This is a genomic window from Nonomuraea sp. NPDC052116 (genome assembly GCF_040680035.1).
Lineage (GTDB): Bacteria > Actinomycetota > Actinomycetes > Streptosporangiales > Streptosporangiaceae > Nonomuraea > Nonomuraea angiospora_A.
Genome location: NZ_JBFAWA010000023.1, coordinates 77,749 through 92,801, shown reverse-complemented (window position 1 = coordinate 92,801; position 15,053 = coordinate 77,749). Strand labels below are relative to the sequence as shown.

Genomic DNA, 15,053 nt, shown 5'->3' with positions numbered 1-15,053 from the left:
CGTCACTTAAAGTCACGAGGTCGCCACGCCTCGGCGCCATGGCGGACCGCTGCGTGGACGGCGCGGGCCGCGCGGGCGCCCCACTCCGAGCGCGGCCCGCCGAACAGCTCCGCGGGCCCGTCCGCCGGCGCGGCCACGCAGACCGCGTCCGACGCCGTACCCGTGCAGGGGAAACCCGCCTCGATCAGCGCCTGGGACTTCGCCTCCGTGACCGTCATCACCGCGTTGACCAGGGCCGCGTCCGTCAGGGCCACCGGCAGCACGGTCACGATGTTGATGGTCCCCACCCGCATCGGCGCCAGCTCCGGGTCCGCGCTCCCCTCCGGGGCGGCGGCCCAGGTCGGGACGCGGAGGCCGACGGTCGCGTACGCCTCCACGCCGCCGTCCGAGGCCTGGACGCAGCGGTCGACGGAGGCGGCGGTCAGCATGCCGACGCCGTCCCCCGCCGGACCTAACGACAGCAGGTGGTCGACCGGGTCCATCCGTGAATATCCGGCCACCACCTGCGCGTTCAGCACCCACTCGCGCGGGCCGATCCCGCCGCCGAGCAGCGCGGAGGAGATCATCCGCCAGCCCGGCCCGAACTCCCACAGCAGCGCTCCCAGCCGCGCCCCGTCCTCCACCCGATATGTGAGCTTCATGACCCTCCCCTGACCAGGTGCACGACGGGCCGGCCGTCCGGCCCCGGCTCGATCTTGACATGGGCGTCGAAGTGCCGTCCCACCAACGGCTCGGTGAGCACCTGGGCGGGCTTGCCGGAGGCCACCGCGCGCCCGTCGGCCAGCAGGAGCAGGGAGTCGGCGTAGAGGCCGGCGACGGTCAGGTCGTGCAGGGTGGTGACGACGGTCAGGCCGTCCGCCCGCCGCAGCCGGTCCACCAGCTCCAGCACCTGCTGCTGGTGCCCGAGGTCCAGGGCCGTCGTGGGCTCGTCCAGCAGCAGGACGGGCGCCTCCTGGGCGAGCGCCCTGGCCAGCACCACGCGCTGGCGCTCGCCGCCGGACAGCTCCCCCGCGCGCCGCATGGCGAGCGCGGTCAGGTCGAGCCGTTCGAGCACGCCGGCGGTGACCTCCCGGTCGTGCGCGCTCTCGCGGCCCAGGTAGGGGATGTACGGGGTGCGCCCGAGCAGCGCGTAGTCGAAGACCGTCATGTCGGGCGGCAGGGCGGGGGTCTGGGGGGCGTAGGCCAGCAGGCGGGCACGTTCGCGGGGCTTGAGCCGGGCCGCCGGGCGGGAGTCCAGCGTGACCTCGCCCCGGTGCGCGACGAGGCCCATGACGGCCTTGAGCAGGGTGGACTTGCCCGCCCCGTTGGGCCCGATGATCGCCAGCCACTCGCCGCGGCGCACCTGGAGCGAGACGTCGGACACGACCTCGCGGTCGCCGAGCCGCACCGACAGCGCCTGGGTGCTGATCACGTCGCCGTCCGCCTCGTCATGCGCAGGACACCGACGAAGAACGGCGCCCCCACGAACATGGTCACCACTCCGATCGGCAGCTCGGCGGGCGCGATCACCGTACGCGCGATGAGGTCGGCCAGCACCAGGAACGCCCCGCCGCCGATCAGCGACAGCGGCAGGACGATCCGGTACGAGCCGCCCGCCAGCCGCCGCACGATGTGCGGGATGACGATGCCCACGAACCCGATCAGCCCGCTCACCGCCACGGCCGCCGCGGTGGCCAGGGAGGCGGCCAGCAGCACGGTGAGGCGCACCCTGGCCGCCCGCACGCCGAGGCTGGTGGCCTCCTCGTCGCCCACGGACAGCACGTCGAGCATCCGCCCGTGCAGCAGGAGCAGCACGGCCGAGACGGCCGCGTACGGCAGCACCAGCCAGAACTGGTCCCACCCGCCGCCGACGTCGCCGAGGATCCACGAGTAGACGCGCTGCAACTCCTCGACCTTGAACTGCTGGATGAACGTCTGGATCGCGGTCAGGAACGAGGTGACCGCCACCCCGGCCAGCACCAGCGTCGCGGTGCCGCCGGAGCGTCCGGCGGTGTTGCCGAGCGTGTACGCGAGGAACACCCCGCCCACGGCCCCGAGGAAGGCCGCGACGGGGATGCTCGCGCCCGACTCCGGCAGCAGCACGATGGCCACGGTCGTCGCCAGGCCGGCCCCGGCCGCGGCCCCCAGCAGGTACGGGTCGGCGAGCGGGTTGCGGAACACGCCCTGGTACCCCGCCCCCGCCATGGCCAGCAGCCCTCCGACCACCGCGGCCACCAGCACCCGCGGCAGCCGCAGCTCGAACAGCAGCCCCTGCTCGACCGGCGCGAGCCCGGAGTCCACGTGCACGAACGGCAGCCAGTCCACGGCCTGGAGCACCACCTGCCAGGGCGAGATGTCGGCCGCCCCGTCCAGCAGCCCGGCGATCATGCAGACGGCCAGCACGCCCAGGGCGCACGCGATCCAGAGTGGTCTGGCCCTCGACGGGCCGGCCTGCGCCGCCATGGTCAGCTCTTGGCCCCGGCCTTGGCGACCGCGGCGCCGATGGACTCGGCGAGCTGGACGACGCGCGGCCCCCAGCGGGAGGCCAGGTCGTCGTCGAGCTGGATCACCTGGTCGTTCTTGATGGCCGACAGGCCCTTCCAGCCCGGCCGCTTGGCCAGGGTGTCCTTGCTCTGCTGGCAGCACTTGACGTCGCCGAGGAAGATCATGTCGGGGTCCGCCTGGGCCACGAACTCGGCCGACAGCTTCGGATAGCCGCCCGCCTGGTCGGGCGCCTTGTCCGCGATGTTGGTGAGGCCGAACAGGCCGTAGACCTGGCCGATGAACGTCTGGGACGTCGCCGCGTACGGCGTCTGGTCGAGCTCGTGGTAGTAGGTGAGCTTCTTGTCCTTGGGCGCCTCGGCGGCCAGCTTGTCCATGGCCGTCTTCATGCCGGAGACGACCTCGTCGGCCTTGGCCTGGTTGCCGGTGGCCGCGCCGATCTCGGCGATCTCCTCGTACGCCTCGTCGAGCTTGGTGGCGGCGGGTTCGAGCAGGACGGGCACGTTCACCTTGCCCAGCTCGGCGACGATCTGGTCGATGTCGTTGGAGACGATGACCAGGTCGGGCTTCTGGGCGACGATGGCCTCGACGTTGGGCTTGAAGCCGGACAGGTCGGTCTTGGGGGCCTCGGCCGGGTAGTTCGACTGGTCGTCCACGGCGACGACCTGGGGGCCCGCGCCGATGGCGAAGAGCGTCTCGGTGTGGGTGGCCGAGAGGGAGACGATCCGCTCGGGCTTCTTGGCGAGGGTGACCTTGCCGTTGCCCGCCTCGACGGTGACGGGGAAATCTGCCGAGGACGCGGGGGCGGGGGAAGCGCTGGGGGCGGCGGACGGGGTGGCTGTGGTGCCGGTCTGGCCGCATCCGGCCAGGATCAGCGTTCCCAGCAGCGCGCCCGCGAGGGCCGTACGTCGGGGCCTCACGAGTAGTCCTTTCACTGTCGGAACCGAGAGACCCGCGTTTGAGCGACGGATCACCCTTTTCCACGAGGGTTGATGACGTCAGCGCAGAGGCAGGCGACCTGGCTATGACAGTTGCGGGACAGCGCCGGACTCGCACCGGACTTCGCTGCGACCCTGCGCATCGGACAAACGCTATCAATCCTCCGGATGCCCGCGGCGTCAAGGGGCCAGTTGGGACTCCGCCTCGGCGATGATCTCCTGGAGCCTGAGCCCGTGGGCGGCGTCGAGCGGGTGGCCACCGCCGTTCCGCACGGTTCCGGCGAACTCCTCGGCGATGGTGTCCAGGGGATCGTCGTCGAAGTGCGGGAGCACGGCGCTGCCGGTGCGGCCGTACACGGCGAACGTCGAGGGCGGCAGGTCGCCGACCGCGGCCATGCACAGCGACGCCTCGGAGACCGCGCCGCCCTCGTGCTCGAGCAGCAGGCCGGTCCAGCCGAGCGGGTCGCCGTGCGCGCGCACGCCGGTCACCGGGCCGAGCGCGGCGCCCAGCAGGTCGATCACGTGCGGGCCGACGTCGAGCAGCACGCCGCGCTCCAGCCGCCAGGGGGTGGCGAAGGGGTGGTCGCCGAGGAGGGTGCCGGAGATGTTCGCGGCGTGGCCGCCGAACGGCTGGATCTCGCGGCACCGGGCCAGGAAGGCGCGGGCCTGGGGGGCGTACCGCAGGGTGAGCACCAGTTGGGAGGCGACGCCCGCCTCCGCGACGGCCTCGGCCAGGCGCCGCGCGCCGTCCAGCGTGTCCGCGAGCGGCTTCTCCAGCAGCAGCGCCTTGCCCGCGCGGGCGGCGCGGACGCCGAGCTCGGCCTGTACGGCGGGCGGCACGCAGAACGCCACGGCCTCGCAGGCGTCGAACAGCTCCTCGACGCGCTCGAACACCGGCGCTCCGAGCCGGGCGGCCGCCTCGGGACGGCGGGCCCACACCCCGGCCAGCCGCGTGTGCGGCCCCTTGGACAGCATCGGCGCGTGCGCCATCTCGGCCCACGGGCCCGCTCCGATCAGCCCGACCGCCACCGGCTCCATGAGACCTCCCCTGTTCACCGCATGTATGGGGAGGATCTTCCCATACCACCGGCATGACGGCCGGTGGCTCGATGGGCGGGTGCCCCGCGCGGCGCCCGCCCATCGGCGTCAGTGAGCCCCGCCGTCGTTCAGGTCGCGCCAGCGTTGGACGGCGTGCTGCGGGCGGTGGGCCAGGGTGCCGGAGTCGATGGTCAGGGTCTGTCCGGTGATGCAGCGGGCCTCGTCGGAGGCGAGGAAGCACACCAGGTTCGCGACGTCGTCGGGGGTGCACGGCCACGGCAGGAGCCGTTCGGCGGCCTTGTCGGCAAGCTGCCCCTGGCTCAGGGCCCGCTGGGCGGCCTGGGTGAGGACGAGGGCGGGGGCGACGGCGTTGCAGCGGACGCCGCGGGAGCCGTACATCGTGGCCACGTAGCGGGTGAAGCCGATCAGGGCCGCCTTCGAGGCCCCGTACGCGGCGTGGACCTCGTCCCCGACCAGGGCGGACACCGACGACATGAGGACGATGGCGCCGCCGTCCGGCATGGCGGGCACCGTGTGCTTGACCATGAGCATGGCGCCGCGCAGGTTGACCTCCATCGTGCGGTCCCAGACCTCGACGTCGAGCGAGTCGAGATCCCGGTCGCGGCCGTAGACGGCGGCGTCGAGCGCGGCGGCGTTGGAGTGCAGGACGTCCACCCGGCCGAACGACGTCACCAGGGCCGCGACCGCCTCCTCCACCTGCTTCTCGTCGGAGACGTCGCAGGTCAGGGCCATGGCCGTGCCGCCGCGGGCGCGGATGCCGGCCGCGGTGGACTTCGCCCCGGCCGCGCGCAGGTCCAGGACGCCGACGCAGGCTCCCTCGGCGGCCAGGCGCGCCGCGCAGGCCGCGCCGATGCCCGAGCCCGCGCCCGTCACCATCGCGACCCGCCCGTCGAACCGGCCTGGGACGAACCGGCCCGAGGGGCGGCCGCTCACCACTCCACCGCCAGGGACGTCAGGCCGCGGCCGACGATCGACCTGCGGTGGGCGACCGGCTCGCCGGGGACGAGCCGCAGGCCGGGCAGGCGGCGGCTGAGCACGTCGAGCGCGGTGCGCAGCTGCAGGCGGCCGAGCGCGGCGCCGACGCAGAAGTGGATGCCGTAGCCGAAGACCATGTGCTCGGCGGCGTTCGGCCGGTCGATCAGGAAGCGCTCGGGCTCGGGGAAGACGCTCTCGTCGTGGGCGGCGGAGTCGGTGGAGAGCAGGACGAGGGCTCCGGCCGGGATCGTCACGCCGTGCAGAGGGATGTCGGTCACGGCGTAGCGGAACGAGCCCAGCGACGCGCCGTCGATGCGCATGCACTCCTCGGCGGCGTTCGCGACCAGGTCGGGCGGCACCGGCCAGGCGTCCTCCCGCAGCAGGCGCAGGACGGTGTTGCCGAGCTGGTTGGGGACGGTGTCGTTGCCGCCGAGCAGGATCGTGGAGATCAGCTCGACGACCTCGCGATGGGTCAGCTCCGCGCCGATCAGGGAGGTCATCAGGGACGTGAAGTCGTCCTGCGGGTCCTTGGCCCGGGAGGCGACCAGGCGGTCCACGTAGTCGAGATAGGTCAGGAAGCTGCCGGCGAGTTCGAGCTGGCGCTCCGGCGGCTGCGGCGACAGGAAGAGCTGGAACCAGTCCTTGACGTGCGCCTGCACGAACGCCTCGTCGGCCTCGGGCACGCCGATGAAGCGGGCGGTCAGCTTGATGGACGGTTCGTGGCCGATCTCGCCGACGAAGTCGGCGCTCTTGCGCGGCTCCAGGCGGTCGAGCAGGTCCTCGTTGAGCCGCCGGAACTCCTGCTCCATGGCCGCCACGGCGCGCGGCGTGAACGCCTTCGACACCGACCGGCGCAGGCGGGTGTGGTCGGGCGGGTCCACGTTCGCCACGAAGCTGGACAGGAACGAGCCGTGCTCGCCCAGCTTCTCCCTGGTCTCGCTGGTGAGGCTGCGGGAGATCGTGAGCGAGCCCTTGGAGGAGAAGCGCCGCGGGTCGCCGTAGGCCGCGCGCACGTCGGGGTGGCGGGTCAGGACGTACGCGCCGAGGTGCTCGCTGCGGAAGACCGGCCGCTCCCGGCGCAGCCTGCGAAGGAAGTCGTACGGGGCGGCGACGTGCCAGTCCGCGCCGACGTCGAAGTCCTCGATGTCACCGGTCATGCGAAGATCCTCCGCGGGTTGTCGACGAGCATCTGGTGGACCTGGTCGTCCGTGACGCCCCTCTTGCGGAGCTCGGGAACGACGTCGCGGGGGACGTGGAGAAGGTGGTAGTTGGGGTGGCGCCGCCGTACGACGTCGGCGTCGAAGCGGTCGTTGAAGCAGTACGAGTCGTGACTTAAGACCATTTTTCCGGCGTGTCCGCGCTCGCATAGCTTCGCCACGATCTCCACGCGGTCCTCGAACGGGCTGATCGTCTCGATGCCGAAGCGGTCCATGCCGAGGTAGGAGCCGTTGGCGATCAGCTCTTCCAGGTAGGCCACGTCGGTGGAGTCCCCGGCGTGCCCGATGACCACCTTGCCCAGGTCCACGCCGAGCTCGCCCAGGAGGCGCTGCTGTTCGAGGCCGCCCCTGGAGGCGCTGTGGGAGTGCGTGGTGATCGGCGTGCCGGTCTCCAGGTGCGCCTGCGCGACCGCCCGGAACACCCGCTCGCAGCCCTTGGTCATCCCCAGGTGGTCGGAGGCGCACTTGAGCATGGCCGCCTTGACGCCGGACCGCCCGATCCCCTCGACGATGTCCCGTACGAAGAACTCGGCCAGCCGGTCCGGCCCCCCGAACAGCGACCCCGGGCCCCGGTTGGCGAAGTACGGCGGCAGCGCGTCGTAGGTGTACAGGCCGGTGGCGGCCACGATGTTCACGCCGGTCAGCTCGGCCACGCGCCGGACGGCGGGGATGTACCTGCCGAGCCCCACCACGGTCAGGTCCACGATCGTGTCGATGCCCTCGGCCTTGAGCGCGTCGAGCTTGCCCGCCGCCTCGCGCGCCCGCGTCTCGAGGTCCCAGCCCTCGGGGATGTCCGGCCAGCTCCACAGGATCTCGGGGCTCAGCCCGAAGACGTGCTCGTGCATGAGCGTCGCTCCGAGCTCCGCCACCGGCCCCCGTACGGTCTCAGGCATCCCGGCCTCCGAGGCTCACGACGGGGAACCTCTCGTGCTCGAACGGCCGGTTGACCTCGAGCCCGAGCCCGTCGGTCTGCCGGTAGGGCAGGCCGGTGTAGAGGGCGTCGGCGTCGAAGTACGTGACGGTGAACGACAGGCGCGGGCTGTCGCGGCGGTTCGCGGGCGCGCCGTGCACGGTCAGGGCGTGGTGCACGGTGGCGTCGCCCGCCTTGAGGTCGAGCGGCGGCGACAGCTCCAGCTCCTTGAGCCACGGGTGCTGGGTGAGCTGGTCGTCCCCCGGGCGGGTGAAGCTCCGGCCGAGCAGCCCGTACCGGTGCGAACGGTCGTAGAAGCGCAGCGACCCCATGTCGGCGGGCACGTCGGCGAGGGCCAGCCAGACGGTCAGCATGGCCGAGCGGTCCATCGGCATCCAGGGGAAGTCCTGGTGGAACTCGGTCGCGCCGTGCTCCCCCGCCTCCTTGACCAGGAGGTTGGTGACCTGCACGCGCACGGCCCGGACGCCGCGCAGCAGCCGTACGGCGTTGCGCCCCATCTCGGGGCTCGACGTCAGCGCGCCGAACATCTCGTCGCTCGCCGCGATGTCCCTCGACTGCCCGAACGCCTCGTCGACCAGCGTCTCGTGGCTCCTGGACCGGCCGTTCAGCAAGCCGGTGGCGCGTTCGCGCAGGGCCGCGGCGGTGCCCGGGTCGATCAGCCGGCCGAGCCGCACCCAGCCGTGCTCGCCGAAGAACGCCGCCTCGTCGTCCGTCACCTGGCGCACCGGGATCTCCATGCCCCCAGTCTGGCACCTAAGCAAGCGCTTGGTAAACCCGCGATTTGAGTAGCCCCTACTCATGCACGCCCCGCCCCCGCGGGCTCACCCTCGGGGCATGACCACAGTTGAGACAACCTCCTCCACCGCCGGTTTCACCCGGAGCGCGATGATCGCCTGCGCCGCGATCTCACCGCTCACCGTCGCCGTGTCGCTCCTGCTCGGCCCGTTCGACGCCACGGCCGAGGGCGAGCCGTACATCCGCGCCATCGTCGCCGACCTCGGCGCGTACGCGCTCTGGAGCTGGGTCGCCGCCCTCGGCGCCGTCACCCTCATCCCCGCGATCTTCGCGGTGAGCAAGGTGGCCCGGTCGGGGCGGCCCGCGCTGGGGCTGGTGGGCATGATCCTGGCCTTCGCCATGGCCCTGCCCTTCGGCCTGACCTCCGACGACACCATCTACGCGGCCGCCAAGGCCGGGCTCGACGTGCCCACCACGAACCGGCTCGTCACGGAGCTGAGCGAGGGGATGCCGACGTCGATCCTCGGGTTCACGTTCTTCCTGAGCCTGCTCGGCTTCGTGCTGCTGGGGGTCGCCGCACTCCGCAGCGCCGCGCCGAAGTGGGCGGCCATCGCCATGATCGTGGCGCCGTTCCTCATCCCGGTCGCCTGGATCGCCGGGCTCCCGGGCGCGGTGGGCGGCGTGGCCTGGCTCGTCTTCACCGCCGCCGCCACCGGCATCGCCCTCGCTCTCCCCTCCCGCTGACCGCGCGGCCGGTCGGCGCGTACAGTGTCGCCCAAGCGCTTGCTCAAGGTGATGGGAGGCATCGTGCGGCGGTTCAGGTTCGGGGCGGTGGTGCGGGAGGCCGGGTCGGGCGCGGCCTGGGCGGAGAAGGCGCGGCGGCTCGAAGCACAGGGGTACGACGTGCTCCTCGTGCCCGACCATCTCGTCGGCCCCAGGTTCGCCCCCATCGCCGCGCTGACGGCGGCCGCCTGCGCCACCACCCGGCTGCGGGTCGGCACGCTGGTGTTCGCCAACGACTTCCGGCATCCGGCCGTGCTGGCCAAGGAGGCGGCCACGCTCGACCTGCTGTCCGGCGGGCGGCTGGAGGTCGGAATCGGGACCGGGTGGATGGCGCGCGACTACGACGGGGCCGGGCTGACGCTGGAGCCGCCGGGGGTGCGGGTGGAGCGGCTGCGGGAGGCCGTGGCCGTGCTCAAGGGGCTCTGGGGGGACGGGCCGTTCAGCTTCCAGGGCAAGCACTACCGCATCGACGGGCTCGACCAGCAGCCCAAGCCCGTACGGAGGCCGTGCCCGCCGATCGCGCTCGGCGGGGGCGGGCCGCGCATGCTGCGGCTGGCGGCCGAAGAGGCGGACGTCGTGAACCTCGGGATGCGGGTCCGGCCGGACGGGAGCGGGCCCGACGACCGGGACGGCGGGCCGGCGGCGTTCCTGAGGAAGATCGAGATCGTGCGCGAGGCCGCGGGCGAGCGCTACGACGCGCTGGAGCTGGGGACGAGCGTGGTGCAGGTGGGCGAGCGGAAGGCGGAGGAGGCGTGGAGCGCGGCCGACAGCTCGTCGCTCGGCGAGACGCCGCAGGTCCTGCTCGGGACCCGCGCCGACATCATCGACAAGCTCCGCTATTGGCGGGATGAGCACGATATTTCGTATTTCGTGGTGCATCATGAGCGCGACCTGGACGCCTTCGCCCCCGTCGTCGAGGAGCTCGCCACCTGACGCCCGGCCGGAATCGGGCATACCGGATGATGGACTCCATGGAAGAGATGCTGCTGCTCCGGCACGGTGAGACCGAATGGAGCAAGGCGGGTCAGCACACCGGACGTACGGACCTGCCTTTGACGGAGCACGGCGAGGACCAGGCCAGGGCGTTGGCGCCGCTGGTCAAGGGGCAGTCGTTCGACCTGGTGCTGGTCTCCCCCGCCCAGCGCGCACGGCGTACGGCGGAGCTGGCCGGCCTGACCGGCTACGAGGTGGACCCGGACCTGTGGGAGTGGGACTACGGCGGCTACGAGGGGATCACCACGCCGAAGATCCGCGAGAGCCACCCCGGCTGGTACCTGTGGCGGGACGGCGTGATCCCCGGCGACGCCGAGCACCCCGGGGAGAGCGCCGAGCAGGTCGCCGCCCGCGCCGACCGGGTGATCGAGCGGGCCAGGAAGGCCGGGGGGCAGGTGGCGCTGGTGGCGCACGGGCACTTCCTGCGCGTGCTGGCCGCCCGCTGGCTGGGCCTCGGGCCCGAGGAGGGCAGGCTGCTGAAGCTGGACACGGGCACGTACTCGCGGCTCGGCTTCGAGCACGCCGAGCCCGTGCTCCTGACCTGGAACGCCCCGATCAGCTGACGGGTCAGCCGACCTTCGAGCGCACGGCCGACTCGTGCAGGGCCCGGCTGACGAGCCAGCCGCGTAACGACCCCAGCGCGGGGTCGTAGGAGAGCGGCTGCTCCCACAGGGCCGTGAACACGTTCTGGGTGATCTCCTCGGCGTGCGCCTGGCTGCCGGTGACCCTGACCGCGACCCCGTACACGTACGATCCGTGCTGGTCGTAGGCGTCGGCCAGCGCGTCGAGGTCACCGGCGGTCAGCCGCGTGCACAGCTCCATGTCTGTGTTCATGGCCTCACTCCGTGAGGCGAACTCGGTCGCCCTCGATGCCGTCGCCTTCCCCCGCTCTGGTCGCTTCGCTCCCGCCGCTCCTCCAGGCGACGGCGCTCCCTCGCCATCAGTCACACCCCAACGTGGCGGCGGCGCTGATCATGTCGCGGGCGAGGGCGGAGTCGCCCTCGGCGGCGTACGGGAAGGAGTCGGACGGCCGGCGGTTGGCCAGCAGCCGGCAGAAGTCCACCGCGCCGGCCGACAGCAGCACGGCGACGTGGTCGGAGGTGGGCGACAGCGGGATCGTCCAGGTGCCGCCGCCCGGCCCGGTCAGCACGACGGTGGCCGAGACGTCGCGGCGCGGCTCCCGCATCGCCCGGGGCAGCAGCGCCAGCCCGAACTCGGCGATCATGTGCACGTGCTCGGGACGCGGCGGCTCCTGGGAGCGGTCGGTGGCGGCCCTGATGTCGTCGGCGTGCGTCCACGTCTCGAACGTGCGCTGGATCAGGGCCTGGCGCAGCGGCGCGCGGGCCGGCCGGACCCCCGCCAGCGCGACCTCGACGCCGAGCAGCACCTCGCTGCCGGCGGAGACCCGTTCGAGCAGGCTGCCGGCCTGCTCGCGCCAGCGCCGGTGCACGGGCAGGCCGCTCATGCCGCGCACGCCCATGAACCGGGCCACGGTCGCGTCGTTGGCCGCCAGGTGCTCCACCAGCCCCCTGACCGTGCCGTGCCTGGCGATCGGGGCCTCCCACTGGGGCCCGCTCAGCTCGCCGAGCAGGTCGTCCATGAGCGCGACCTGCTCCGCGTACGGGACCACCACGGACGACACGCCCAGCACGGCCGGGCTGCGGCGGCGGCGCGCCTTGGACAGCACCGCCTCGCGCAGCGTGGGCGGCGGCTCCGCCGCCGGATCGGGATGGTCGAGCAGCGCGATGGCGGCACGGCAGTCGGGGCACGCGGCGACGTGCTCGTCGGGGCTCTGCCCGTTGGAGAGGTAGGAGTCCGTCATGGCCACCTCCGCAGCCGACGCTAACCCGGCGGGACCTCCGGCGCCAGGCGGCAACCGGGGAACGGTGCCAGAAGCGTCTCACGCCAGGGGCCTTCCAGATAGTCGCGAGCCCGTTTGCTCCAGTCCAGAAGCCGGGAATCGGGCGCGACCTCGTCGTCGAGGCCCAGGGCGGCGTCGCGGGCGCGCTGGGTGGCCAGGTGGTCGTCGAGGGAGACGGCCCAGACGGTGACGGCCTCGGTGTCGCAGAACAGCACCTCGTACAGCCCGACCAGGGTGTGGCCGTGCTCGGCGAGCAGCGGCGCCCGCTCGGTGCGCACGGCGTGCAGGTAGTCGAGCGCGGCCCCCGGGCGCACCCGGGCGCTCTCGAAGAGGTAGAGCTCGGCGGCGGGCGCCTCGGACAGCGGCGGGCAGCCGGGCACGGCGCCGAGGGGCCGGGAGAAGGCGGAGAAGCGCAGGTCGTCGATGTCGGACAGGAAGAGCCGCTCGTCGACGCCCTGGTAGATCTCCATCATCTGCCGCCAGCCGCCGTCCCACCCGCCGTGGCAGTCCCACAGCGTGACGGCCTTGAACTGCGGATGGCCGGTGATGCCGACGGCGTAGAAGGCGCCCACCAGGTCGATCTCGCGGGACCTGATGGACATGCCGGAGGTGAGCGAGGGCGCGGCACGGCTCTCGTCCTCGCGCTTGTAGCGGGTCAGCCAGGTGAGGTACTCCAGGGGCCGCCTGGAGTTCATCGGCCGGAAGTCGACCTCCTCGATCAGGTGGATCGCGCGCCGCACCACGCCTCCTCTACCAAGCGGTTGCTTGGCACGAGGATAGCGATCAGGTCAGCGCTTGGGAAGGTTGCGGCCCCCGCCCCGTGAGCCACTCCAGGACCCTGCGGTGCCCGGAGGCGGCGTCCTCGAAGTGGCCCCAGTGCCAGTACCGCGGCTGGTCGCGGATGCCGGTCACCCAGGTCCGGTAAGAGACGGAGGCCCCCGTGGTGGCGGGCGCCACTCCATACGTACGGATCACGACCTTGCCGCCCGGTGCGAACAGCACGTCGTCGGCGATCGGATACAGGGTCATCTGGTCGAGCATGACCCTGATCCTCGCGGCAACAGAAGGCCGGGCTGTTAAGCCTCCGGCGCGCCCCCGTTAAGCGGGCGCGCCGGAGGTTACAAGGCTGTTAAACGAGCAGGCCGTCGAACTCTCCGTCCTTAACCCCGAGCACCAGGGCCCGGATCTCGTCGCGGGTATAGATGAGGGCAGGGCCGTCGGGGAAGCGCGAGTTGCGGACCGCGATCCCCCCGTCAGGAAGCTCGGCGAGCTCCACGCAGTTGCCCTGCGAGTTGCTGTAGCGGCTCTTGCGCCAGGCGACCTGCGTCAGGTTCGCCGCGGGCATGCCGTTGTAGGTCTGGTTCATCTACATCTTTCTGAGAAGACCGCCGATGAGCTCGACGGTGCCCCCTGGCGTGGTGCTCTCCACGCACAACTGCTCCATGGCCGTGAGGTACGGGTCGATGTCCTCGCGTTTGTCCAGGTACAGGGCACCCCATAGCTGCTCGACGTAGACAACGTCCGACAAGTCGGACTCGGGAAACCGCAAGATGCTGAACGCGCCCCCTTCAGCGGCGTGCTTGCCGAACCTGAAGGGCATCACCTGAATGGTGATGTTGGGAAGGGCAGCCACTTCCAGCAGATGCTGGAGCTGCTCCGCCATGACCTCCCGCCCGCCGATGGTCCTCTTGAGCGCCGCCTCGTCGATGACGGCCCACAGGCGGGGTCCGTCCTTCTGGGTGAAGCGCTCCTGACGCTGCATGCGCATATGCACGCGGCGTTCGATTTTGTCCGGACTCAGACCGGGGTTGCCAAGCTGGAATACCGATCGCGCATACGAGGCAGTCTGCAACAAACCGGGCACGAACTGCACCTCGTAGGTGCGGATCATCTCGGCGGCCTCCTCCAGGCCCACGTAGGTGGTGAACCATGAAGGCAGCTCGGCCGAGTACTTGTGCCACCACCCGGGGGTGTTGGCCTCGCGAACCATCTCCAGCAGGGCACGGCGCTCGGCATCGTCGACGACGCCGTACAGGGTGAGCAGGTCTTCCACGTCACGTGTCTTGAAGCCGACCCGCCCGAGCTCCATCCGGCTGATCTTGGACTCGGACGCCCGGATGTGGAATCCGGCCTGTCCGCGGTCGAGCCCGCTGGCCTCACGCAGGCGCCTGAGACTCGCCCCCAGCATGATGCGCCGAACGGTCGAAGCAGAACCGGGCGGATCAATGGACACGTGCTGCTCCTTGTTCGTTTCCTTGCGACGCGGTGGGCCGCGTTCGGCGGTCCACCGCAAGTAGCGGAGTATGCACCCATGGTGAGCCGCGCCCAGCGGACCGCCATGAGTAGCGGAGTCTGCACTTACGGTGAGCTGCGGTCGGCGGCCCACCGCATGTTGCGGGGTATGCACGTACAGTCTGTCACTTCACGGCCGAAAGATCATGGGCCGCGGACAAGATCCCCTTTCCCCCATATTGACCATTTGAGGGCAACGGTAGCGCTTGCACAGGTTGTCTGCACGTGCATTCGCTCTTGCACCTGCACGAGAGTTTGTCGCAGAATGATCACGTGCAATCCACCACGGCGTCCGGCCAGTGGACCACGTTCGATTGGTGGCCTCCGGTCGGCTGGTGGCCGGAGGCGGCCCGCGATCTGCTGGTCCCCGGCCCGTCCGCGAGCGCCACGTTCGTGCTCCCGCCCAGCCCCGCCTCGGTCCACTCGGCCCGCAGTTTCACCACCGGCACGTTGTCGGGATGGGGGCTCACCGAGCTGATCGAGAACATGGAGCTGGTGGTCTCCGAGCTCGCCACCAACGCGCTGCGCCACGGCCTGCATCTGGACGAGCCCCACTGCCGGCGCCCCGTCCACATGTCCCTCGTCCGCCGGGGACCCCTCGTGACCGGCGCATTCACCGATCCAGGCTCATCGGTGCCGGTGCTGCGATACCCTGGCCCCCTTGACACCGGCGGCCTCGGACTCCACATCGTCGAATCACTCAGCCTCCGCTGGGGCTGGTCCGCACTTGCACCTCACGGGAAGATCGTCTGGGCAGTCCTCTCCTGACCGGGGGTGATCTGCATTAC

19 protein-coding genes are annotated in these 15,053 nt (G+C 71.6%); 4 read left to right on the top strand and 15 right to left on the bottom strand.

The features are described from left to right. Positions 1-2: 2 nt before the first annotated feature. The 9 genes from AB0L65_RS37515 to AB0L65_RS37475 all read right to left on the bottom strand — a co-directional run bounded on the left by AB0L65_RS37515 (position 3) and on the right by AB0L65_RS37475 (position 8,338). Positions 3-641, bottom strand: a complete 639-nt coding sequence (locus AB0L65_RS37515) for an adenosylcobinamide amidohydrolase (RefSeq protein ID WP_364255536.1) — start codon at positions 639-641, stop codon at positions 3-5. After that, entirely contained in the window at positions 638-1,411 is a 774-nt protein-coding gene (locus AB0L65_RS37510) for an ABC transporter ATP-binding protein (protein WP_364255533.1), read from the bottom strand. Before AB0L65_RS37510 ends, AB0L65_RS37515 begins: the two co-directional genes overlap by 4 nt. Next, positions 1,408-2,442, bottom strand: a complete 1,035-nt coding sequence (locus tag AB0L65_RS37505) for an iron ABC transporter permease (protein WP_355206361.1) — start codon at positions 2,440-2,442, stop codon at positions 1,408-1,410. The genes AB0L65_RS37510 and AB0L65_RS37505 overlap by 4 nt, the downstream gene beginning before the upstream one ends. A 2-nt stretch (positions 2,443-2,444) precedes the next feature. Next, positions 2,445-3,401 (bottom strand): ABC transporter substrate-binding protein, encoded by a 957-nt coding sequence (locus tag AB0L65_RS37500; RefSeq protein ID WP_364255530.1) that lies wholly within the window; start codon positions 3,399-3,401, stop codon positions 2,445-2,447. A 198-nt stretch (positions 3,402-3,599) separates the two neighbouring features. Then, positions 3,600-4,457 (bottom strand): Gfo/Idh/MocA family oxidoreductase, encoded by an 858-nt coding sequence (locus AB0L65_RS37495; protein WP_364255527.1) that lies wholly within the window; start codon positions 4,455-4,457, stop codon positions 3,600-3,602. Positions 4,458-4,565: 108 nt separating this feature from the next. Next, the gene (locus tag AB0L65_RS37490) at positions 4,566-5,411 is read right to left on the bottom strand and encodes an SDR family oxidoreductase (RefSeq protein ID WP_364255524.1); all 846 of its coding nucleotides are present in this window, start codon (positions 5,409-5,411) and stop codon (positions 4,566-4,568) included. Further along, positions 5,408-6,610 (bottom strand): cytochrome P450, encoded by a 1,203-nt coding sequence (locus AB0L65_RS37485; protein WP_364255521.1) that lies wholly within the window; start codon positions 6,608-6,610, stop codon positions 5,408-5,410. The genes AB0L65_RS37490 and AB0L65_RS37485 overlap by 4 nt, the downstream gene beginning before the upstream one ends. Beyond that, positions 6,607-7,563: a phosphotriesterase-related protein gene (locus AB0L65_RS37480; protein WP_364255518.1), complete on the bottom strand. Its 957-nt coding sequence runs from the start codon at positions 7,561-7,563 to the stop codon at positions 6,607-6,609. The genes AB0L65_RS37485 and AB0L65_RS37480 overlap by 4 nt, the downstream gene beginning before the upstream one ends. Beyond that, on the bottom strand, positions 7,556-8,338 hold the full coding sequence (locus tag AB0L65_RS37475; RefSeq protein ID WP_357729585.1) for a phytanoyl-CoA dioxygenase family protein: 783 nt from the start codon (positions 8,336-8,338) through the stop codon (positions 7,556-7,558). The genes AB0L65_RS37480 and AB0L65_RS37475 overlap by 8 nt, the downstream gene beginning before the upstream one ends. Before the next feature lie 97 nt (positions 8,339-8,435). Between AB0L65_RS37475 and AB0L65_RS37470 the strand changes: the two genes are divergently transcribed. Genes AB0L65_RS37470 through AB0L65_RS37460 form a run of 3 tightly spaced genes read left to right on the top strand, consistent with a single transcriptional unit; the run spans position 8,436 to position 10,675 of the window. Next, positions 8,436-9,080, top strand: a complete 645-nt coding sequence (locus tag AB0L65_RS37470) for a hypothetical protein (RefSeq protein WP_364255515.1) — start codon at positions 8,436-8,438, stop codon at positions 9,078-9,080. A 51-nt stretch (positions 9,081-9,131) separates the two neighbouring features. Further along, positions 9,132-10,052, top strand: a complete 921-nt coding sequence (locus AB0L65_RS37465; protein ID WP_364255513.1) for a TIGR03621 family F420-dependent LLM class oxidoreductase — start codon at positions 9,132-9,134, stop codon at positions 10,050-10,052. 38 nt (positions 10,053-10,090) lie between these two features. Then, a complete protein-coding gene (locus AB0L65_RS37460; protein ID WP_364255510.1) occupies positions 10,091-10,675 on the top strand; it encodes a histidine phosphatase family protein in 585 nt (194 codons plus the stop codon). A 4-nt stretch (positions 10,676-10,679) separates the two neighbouring features. Here the strand turns inward: AB0L65_RS37460 and AB0L65_RS37455 are convergent, their stop codons facing one another. The 6 genes from AB0L65_RS37455 to AB0L65_RS37430 all read right to left on the bottom strand — a co-directional run bounded on the left by AB0L65_RS37455 (position 10,680) and on the right by AB0L65_RS37430 (position 14,161). Beyond that, complete coding sequence (locus AB0L65_RS37455) at positions 10,680-10,946, bottom strand: sigma factor (protein WP_364255507.1); 267 nt, start codon at positions 10,944-10,946, stop codon at positions 10,680-10,682. A gap of 106 nt (positions 10,947-11,052) precedes the next feature. After that, the gene (locus AB0L65_RS37450; protein ID WP_364255504.1) at positions 11,053-11,934 is read right to left on the bottom strand and encodes a maleylpyruvate isomerase family mycothiol-dependent enzyme; all 882 of its coding nucleotides are present in this window, start codon (positions 11,932-11,934) and stop codon (positions 11,053-11,055) included. 20 nt (positions 11,935-11,954) lie between these two features. Further along, positions 11,955-12,713, bottom strand: a complete 759-nt coding sequence (locus AB0L65_RS37445; RefSeq protein ID WP_350741572.1) for a hypothetical protein — start codon at positions 12,711-12,713, stop codon at positions 11,955-11,957. 43 nt (positions 12,714-12,756) lie between these two features. Then, positions 12,757-13,014 carry a hypothetical protein gene (locus AB0L65_RS37440; protein WP_350741570.1) on the bottom strand — a complete coding sequence of 86 codons (258 nt, stop codon included), beginning with the start codon at positions 13,012-13,014 and terminating at the stop codon, positions 12,757-12,759. A gap of 88 nt (positions 13,015-13,102) precedes the next feature. Continuing rightward, on the bottom strand, positions 13,103-13,339 hold the full coding sequence (locus AB0L65_RS37435; protein WP_185072716.1) for a DUF397 domain-containing protein: 237 nt from the start codon (positions 13,337-13,339) through the stop codon (positions 13,103-13,105). Continuing rightward, positions 13,340-14,161: a helix-turn-helix transcriptional regulator gene (locus tag AB0L65_RS37430; protein ID WP_350741585.1), complete on the bottom strand. Its 822-nt coding sequence runs from the start codon at positions 14,159-14,161 to the stop codon at positions 13,340-13,342. Between the two features lie 377 nt (positions 14,162-14,538). Here AB0L65_RS37430 and AB0L65_RS37425 point away from each other — a divergent pair, with 377 nt between their 5' ends. Then, the gene (locus AB0L65_RS37425) at positions 14,539-15,033 is read left to right on the top strand and encodes an ATP-binding protein (protein ID WP_364255501.1); all 495 of its coding nucleotides are present in this window, start codon (positions 14,539-14,541) and stop codon (positions 15,031-15,033) included. Positions 15,034-15,053: the final 20 nt, after the last annotated feature.

What these genes read in the sequence shown, in the direction of transcription:
- AB0L65_RS37435 (WP_185072716.1), bottom strand. Translation starts at nt 13,339, where the DNA reads ATGAACCAGACCTACAACGGCATGCCCGCGGCGAACCTGACGCAGGTC.
- AB0L65_RS37455 (WP_364255507.1), bottom strand. Translation starts at nt 10,946, where the DNA reads ATGAACACAGACATGGAGCTGTGCACGCGGCTGACCGCCGGTGACCTC.
- AB0L65_RS37475 (WP_357729585.1), bottom strand. Translation starts at nt 8,338, where the DNA reads ATGGAGATCCCGGTGCGCCAGGTGACGGACGACGAGGCGGCGTTCTTC.
- AB0L65_RS37480 (WP_364255518.1), bottom strand. Translation starts at nt 7,563, where the DNA reads ATGCCTGAGACCGTACGGGGGCCGGTGGCGGAGCTCGGAGCGACGCTC.
- AB0L65_RS37460 (WP_364255510.1), top strand. Translation starts at nt 10,091, where the DNA reads ATGGAAGAGATGCTGCTGCTCCGGCACGGTGAGACCGAATGGAGCAAG.
- AB0L65_RS37430 (WP_350741585.1), bottom strand. Translation starts at nt 14,161, where the DNA reads ATGCTGGGGGCGAGTCTCAGGCGCCTGCGTGAGGCCAGCGGGCTCGAC.
- AB0L65_RS37465 (WP_364255513.1), top strand. Translation starts at nt 9,132, where the DNA reads ATGGGAGGCATCGTGCGGCGGTTCAGGTTCGGGGCGGTGGTGCGGGAG.
- AB0L65_RS37495 (WP_364255527.1), bottom strand. Translation starts at nt 4,457, where the DNA reads ATGGAGCCGGTGGCGGTCGGGCTGATCGGAGCGGGCCCGTGGGCCGAG.
- AB0L65_RS37440 (WP_350741570.1), bottom strand. Translation starts at nt 13,014, where the DNA reads ATGCTCGACCAGATGACCCTGTATCCGATCGCCGACGACGTGCTGTTC.
- AB0L65_RS37485 (WP_364255521.1), bottom strand. Translation starts at nt 6,610, where the DNA reads ATGACCGGTGACATCGAGGACTTCGACGTCGGCGCGGACTGGCACGTC.
- AB0L65_RS37515 (WP_364255536.1), bottom strand. Translation starts at nt 641, where the DNA reads ATGAAGCTCACATATCGGGTGGAGGACGGGGCGCGGCTGGGAGCGCTG.
- AB0L65_RS37450 (WP_364255504.1), bottom strand. Translation starts at nt 11,934, where the DNA reads ATGACGGACTCCTACCTCTCCAACGGGCAGAGCCCCGACGAGCACGTC.
- AB0L65_RS37505 (WP_355206361.1), bottom strand. Translation starts at nt 2,442, where the DNA reads ATGGCGGCGCAGGCCGGCCCGTCGAGGGCCAGACCACTCTGGATCGCG.
- AB0L65_RS37470 (WP_364255515.1), top strand. Translation starts at nt 8,436, where the DNA reads ATGACCACAGTTGAGACAACCTCCTCCACCGCCGGTTTCACCCGGAGC.